This is a genomic window from Dolichospermum sp. LEGE 00246 (genome assembly GCF_015207865.1).
In the GTDB taxonomy this organism is placed as follows: Bacteria; Cyanobacteriota; Cyanobacteriia; order Cyanobacteriales; family Nostocaceae; genus Dolichospermum; species Dolichospermum heterosporum.
The window spans coordinates 22,500-28,936 of record NZ_JADEWA010000014.1 but is presented as its reverse complement, the minus strand read 5'-3'; the positions used below and the strand labels follow the sequence as shown (position 1 = coordinate 28,936).

Here is a 6,437-nt window from a genome sequence, read left to right as displayed (position 1 = left end):
ACCCTAACCCTCCCCGATGCTTTGGGGGGATTGAGGGGGGTAATCTAACTTGTGTGTGATAGCCTCTGAGGAGAGAGTTAGGTAGGGAAGGGGGGTTAGGTTTCTGGAGATTATCGGTTTCATCTAATACTTTTCAAACAACCTCTCAGACTATTGGTTGAGAATATAAGTAGGTGAACACAATAAAACCAATCTGTGTAAAGAAAAGTAAAATCGCCCAAACCCTTTTGCCTCTTGCTTTGCCATAACGACGATATTCAATGCTAACCTACTTATAATCGGGGGGTTAATAAGAATAATTTTAATTAAGTATCAGCAGGTATTAATATATATGACATCTAAGAAAATAGTTTTATCTTCCTTGTGCTGCTAGACTAATGTTGAACAAAACCAAGTTGACAGAATCATCTACGGTATATCCTAGAACACGGACACAAAGTACATCAAAAGGATTGACGGTGTGCTGTATTTAGCAGAAGTACAAAAACAGAAAGGTGGCTTACTTAGTGGCGGTGGCAAAAGCGAACTAAAATTGATCGCTTGTCAACGTGCTGATCAAAATTGGAGTCCAGTCCCGGACGAAATGATTGTTACTGATGAAGCAAGTAAATTGAATGATGGTGCATTGGTACTGGTGGATTTGAGTCCAAATCGTCAAGTACAGCGGATTCAAGATGCTAGTCGTCCATTGGTGAATATTTTGCAAAATTTTTCCCGACAGGTGGAAAAGTTTAAATTTAAGGAGGAGGAAATTGACCAGTGGAAACAGTCGCTGAAGCTACAAATTCAGGAACTGAATCGTCGGGAAATAGAAATGGAATCCCGGTGGGACGAGGTACAAAAACTGGAGGATGACTCTAAGCGGATAGATACGCAGCAACACTTGATTAATACGTCTCGGACGGAAATTGAGCGGTTACAGGCAGAAGTTGAACGTAATCGCCAGGATTTAGAAGGTGCTTGGGAACATCTGCGCGTTGAGCAACGCTGTTTAGAGGAGATCAGATTAAATCTTCAGCAGTCTCAATCTGTAGATAATGAGCGTGGTCAAAAGCTAAGTGATTTGCTTAATCGTTTATCTGTTACATCTGCTCCTATTAATATAGTAAAGGAAAGTCTTAATTGCGCTTTTGAATTTGCCAATAAGCAGCAGGATGTTTTGAACTTGCATTGGCAAAAGTTGGATATCCAACGTCATACGGCTAATCAGCAGCAAAGTGAGGGAGAGGAACTGGTGCAAACTTTGGGCGATCGCCAAAATGAATTGCAACAGGCACAGGGTTCTCTAGCACAAGAAATCACCCAGTTACAATCACAAATAACAATAGTTAATAGTAAACAGGAATTAACTTCCATACTCAAACAGTATTTAGAAACTGAGGAGGAATTTTACCAAAAGCTGCATCTTTTGGCGACTAAGACTGTTGCTGAGGTAGCTAAACCGGAAGTTGATGTGACGGCTTTGCAACAAATGCCTCTGAAAGAATTGGAGAAAATGGTGCAAGATTGGCAGGAGAAGTTAGATAGGGATTCTAATTTTGTGCAGGAACAGGAGCAGGAGCTTGAATACAAGCAAGAACTTATAGAAGAACTTCAACAAAAAATTGTTCATGCCACTGGGGAAGAACTAGTAAATTTAGAGTTAGAATTAGCGGATGAACAGGATCTTTATCAGATGCTGAACGAGAGTTTGGTGGGACAAAGACGCAATTTGATTGGACAACAAAAAACTCTCCAGCGGAATCAAGTGGTATTGTGGCAAAGACAAGGGATTTCGGTGGAGATTAAGGGGGAATCTAGTGATTTAGAATTACTGGTTTCCCAATTTGCAGCCGAGAAACAGCGAAAATCTGCGGAAATTGAGAAGCTAGAAAGTGATATAGCTTTGATGCTTGCTACTATTGCAGCAGATCAAGGGGCTATTGATCATCAAACTCAGGAGGTAGAAGTAAAGCGTCAGGAAGTTGATTCTATTCAGGAGCAATTACTGAACTTACGGACTGCAACTGCTGAATGTTGGGGGAGAGTGAATCTTTATCAGGAAGCTTTGCAACCTATTCAGGATGAGCTTGATAGGTTACAGGAGCAGTTAAAAAAGATTTGTGAATCTTTAACTCAAGTGCAAGCATTTGGTGATTCTCAGCTTCAGGTTGTTTTTGATCTGCGTCAGGTGATTGAGAGTTTTATAAATCTACCAGAGGTGTTGGTTTCTTAGAGGGTGTTTGAAAAGTCTAATTTATTACTTGTCTTGGCGACTGGAAGTCGCGGCTACACGGGCAAAACCCACCTTCGTGGGTTGGAACAGCTTAATTTTTTGTTAGTCCACCTGGATGGACTTTGTTTGTATAGTAAGTAGTGAGACAGAATTAATTACACAATGTCATTGCGTTAGCGCAGCGTGGCGTTAGCCATATGGAACGAAGTGAAATCAAGCAATTCCAAGGGTTGTGATTGCTTCCCTTCGCTCGCAATGACTGTAAATATTTTTGTCCAATTACTTATGATGATTAATTGAGGGTAATCCAGTCACCTTGGACTATGGCTGTCAAACCACCGGGGAAAGGATCTGTTTGGGAGCGATTGGGGGCTGTGATTAGGGCTGTGAGTTTGTCAATGTGTTCAAAGTTGGGTGCATGGGGAAGTATTTCTTGGAGGATCTGACGCATGACTCGACGTTGGACTGCTAGGGGTGCTTTTTGTAATATTCGCCTGTTTATTTGTAAATTGTCTTGATCACCATCTGCTGAGGCTTCTAGCCGCCACTGAAGGGCTGTTTGTTCGAGAAATTCTACGTCTGCTTGAAGTAGTTCTGCTGTTTGGGCTAGGTTTGCTTCTACTTGGGGATTGAAATTTTCTCTGAGATATGGAATTAGTTGTTGACGAATGCGGTTACGGGGATGCTTGAGGTTTTGATTGGTGGAGTCTTCCCATATTGGCAGATGAAATTTTTGGCAGAACTGTTCTGTTTGGGAACGGGTGATTTCTAGGAGTGGACGGATTAGGATAATATTTTCGGTGAGTGGGCGTTGCCAAGTTAATGCTTGCAAACCGTCTGTGCCAGTACCACGAATTAAATTGTATAGTAAGGTTTCGGCGCGATCGCTGGCAGTATGTCCGGTAATAATATATTGATAGTTATAACATTGGGCAATTTTTGTTAAGGCTTGATATCGCCAATTTCTGGCTGTGGCTTCACTTTTGACGGGTTGATTAGCTGTTTCTAAATAGAAGGGTGTGTGCCAAGTTTTTGCTAAATTGGCGACGTGGCGGGCATTGGCTTGGGAGTCTTCGCGCCAACAATGATCACAATGGGCTATGGCTATGTTCCATTCCCATTTGGGTTGTAAGTCTAATAGTAATTTAATTAAACATAAAGAATCTTGTCCACCGGATACTGCAACTAATAGCCTGTTGTTGCGTGAAAACAGATTACGGGTGTGGATAGTACGATGTATTTGGGCGTGGAGGGGAGTCCATGTCATGAGAGTTTTTAATATTTCATCACCTGAAATTTAGTTCTATCGAACCTGTGATTTTGCAACTATTCTACAGTAATTTAACATCAATTATTCTTTATGACTCTTAAGACATAGTAAATTGTCGCAATTACGTAACTGGGATAGAATAATACAACTCAAAGATGTTGTTTTATTTAAATCGAATTAAAACATATCCGCAGGATCAGCAGATTGGAGTTTGCTAGTAGCGATCGCCCCAGAAATAGCACACATAATTATAGTTAAAAGTAGGACTTGTATACCACGAATTATTGTCATATACATGGGCAAATTTGTTGCTGTTCGGGTTAGTTGGTAAAGTCCTAAAGATACGGCTACCCCTGGAAAAAATCCCAAAGCGGCTAAAATTAAAGCTTCTTCAAAAACTATAGTTAATAAATAATTATGACGATATCCTATGGCTTTGAAAGTTGCATATTCTCGTAAGTGGGCATTAACATCGGTGGAAAGAACTTGGTAAACAATAATTATTCCTACGACAAATCCCATTGATACACCGAGGTTGAAAATAAACCCAATGGGAGAATTACTACTCCAAAAATTATTTTCAAATTCAATAAATTCTTGATGAGTAAGAACCTTGACATCATCTTTTAAATAAGCTTTTAATTGGGCAATAACTTGATCGGTTTTATAACCTGGTTTGATTTTAACTAAACCGATATTCACGCTACTTGTAGGCTGTCTGGCAAAGATTTGGGAAAAGTTATTGGCACTGGTAATTAAGCTACCATCTGCCGCAAAAGAAGCACCAAGTTTAAATAAGCCACCAATAGTAATTGTATTACCATTAATTTCAGTTGTGACAGTTTTACCTTGTTGAATTTGCTTAATTGCTTGTTGATATTCTCCTCTGGCTGCCCGATCAAATAAGACTGTATTTGGTAATTTAATTTTTTGTAATTGTTGATTAATTTCTGGTAAATCAAAAGCTGGTTGATCTGGATTGATGCCAATAATTAATACTCCTGTTTCTAATCGTGTTTGGGGATTTTTCCAAATAATATGGTTACAATACATAGCTTCAGCCGATTTTACCCCTGGTACATCCATTGCTTGATAAAGTCGTCTACGAGAAAAAATAGACATACTTTGTAAGCTACGGGCTTGGGGACTAATGAGAATAATATCAGCTTGTAAACTCCGATGTAATCTAGTATTACTATCATATAAAGCAGTTTGAAACCCTGACTGCATAAACATAAGAACATCGGCAAAGGCAATACCAGATACTGCTACCAATAAACGGCTTTTTTCATGGGTAAGTTGTAACCAACCCAAAGGAGTTCGTCGGCACAATTTTTGAAAAATACTAATCATAGAAATGATAATTGACAACTAACAACTGACAACTGACAACTGACTAAAGACTAAAGACTAATAATTGCCTTAACTTGCATATTGGTAAATTTAGCTGCTTGGTGACTAGAGGCTTTGTTTAGTCGGATGTGGACTTTTATTATTCTGTTATCAATATTGCTGGAAGGATCTATATTGGTGAGGTTTTGCTTTCTTACTTGTAAGCCGATTTGTTCTACTTTTCCTTGTAATTCTTGAGAAAAAGTATCGCTAACTATCCGCGCCTGTTTTCCTTGAATAATTTTTGTAATATCACTTTCGTAAACTTCAGCAACTACATACATCTGACTGGTTTTACCAATGTCAGCAATGCCATTATTAGAAATTAATTCTCCTGGGTGAGTGTAGATTTCAAATACTTGTCCATTTTGAGGAGATTTGACATAGGCTTTTTGAAGATTGATAGTGGCTTTTTTTACTACTGCATCTGCTCGATTTAATTCGGCTATTGCTGCTTGTACATCTACCTTCCTAACTTCAGAAATTTGATTTAGGGTTGCGGAAGCTTCTTTGATTTTTTGTTGACTACTTAATTGTAGCTTTTTTAACTGTGACTGTGCGGCTTGAAGACTTTTTTTAGCAGTTTCCACATTCAAGTTTTTACTATCTCTTTGAGATGCGGAAATTGCCCCTGCTGTATATAATTCTTGATAACGGTGATTTTCGGCTTCAGCATTGAGTAATTCAGATTGCAATTTTTCTAAAGTTGCTTTTTGAGTATCAATATCACCTTGACTTTCGGCTGCTAATCTGTCAATGATGGCTTTTTGGGCGGTAATTTCTCCAGGTTTAGCACCTGCTTGAATTTGGGCAATTTTAGCTTTAATTATGTTTACTTCTGCTTTGGCTTCAGTTAATTCTGCCTGTAAGCGATCGCTATTATCTAAAATAGCAATTACCTGTCCTGTTTTTACCATATCCCCCTCTTTGACTAATATCTTCTCAACTCGACTTCCTTCTCCAGATATCGCTGCTGATAATTTAATCACTTCCCCTTCTGGTTCAATTCTACCCAGTGCTGTGACGGTTTTTATCTCTGGTACGGCTACCACAGGATTGGCTGGTTTTTGATTATCTATATCCCGAAATTTGAGGACAATAAAAACACTAATACTAGCCATAGATAAAGATGCCAGCATGGCAATAGCGATTCCTGCGGAGCGCTTCGCTATCGCTAATCGGAGGGTAAACTGAGAAGATAATGAACCTTTTAGCTTGTGGTTTTGCACAACTGCATACCTTTTCAGTGCTGTTTCAAAATTAGTTAATGAAAAATATCTGGTAGAAAACGAAATCCTAGAAAATCTTAAAATGTAGTTCCTATACTCAACGAGGTAATTTAGTCAATTTATTGGATTATAAATGACAAATCAATTCTAAATCTTTGACAGAAACGAACATTTAGAGATAATATCCCAGAATAGAAAGTCAGATGGTTAACAGATGACAGTTTTCGTAAAATTAGTATATGTAGTGAGACAGAATTAATTACACAATGTCATTGCGTTAGCGTAGCGTGGCGTTAGCCATATGGAACGAAGTGAAATGAAGCAATTCCAA

The 6,437-nt window shown here is 38.7% G+C and carries 4 protein-coding genes; 1 reads left to right on the top strand and 3 read right to left on the bottom strand.

The window, feature by feature from the left end; all coding sequences use genetic code 11:
* Positions 1–460: 460 nt before the first annotated feature.
* A complete protein-coding gene (hmpF, locus tag IQ228_RS01985) occupies positions 461–2,215 on the top strand; it encodes a pilus motility taxis protein HmpF (protein ID WP_193962055.1) in 1,755 nt (584 codons plus the stop codon).
* 292 nt (positions 2,216–2,507) lie between these two features.
* Here the strand turns inward: hmpF and tilS are convergent, their stop codons facing one another.
* The 3 genes from tilS to IQ228_RS01970 all read right to left on the bottom strand — a co-directional run bounded on the left by tilS (position 2,508) and on the right by IQ228_RS01970 (position 6,106).
* Entirely contained in the window at positions 2,508–3,482 is a 975-nt protein-coding gene (gene tilS, locus IQ228_RS01980; protein ID WP_027404666.1) for a tRNA lysidine(34) synthetase TilS, read from the bottom strand.
* A gap of 180 nt (positions 3,483–3,662) precedes the next feature.
* Positions 3,663–4,838, bottom strand: coding sequence for an ABC transporter permease DevC (gene devC, locus IQ228_RS01975; RefSeq protein WP_193962054.1), 1,176 nt, complete (start codon positions 4,836–4,838; stop codon positions 3,663–3,665).
* 50 nt (positions 4,839–4,888) lie between these two features.
* Entirely contained in the window at positions 4,889–6,106 is a 1,218-nt protein-coding gene (locus tag IQ228_RS01970) for an ABC exporter membrane fusion protein (RefSeq protein WP_193962053.1), read from the bottom strand.
* Positions 6,107–6,437 lie beyond the last annotated feature (331 nt).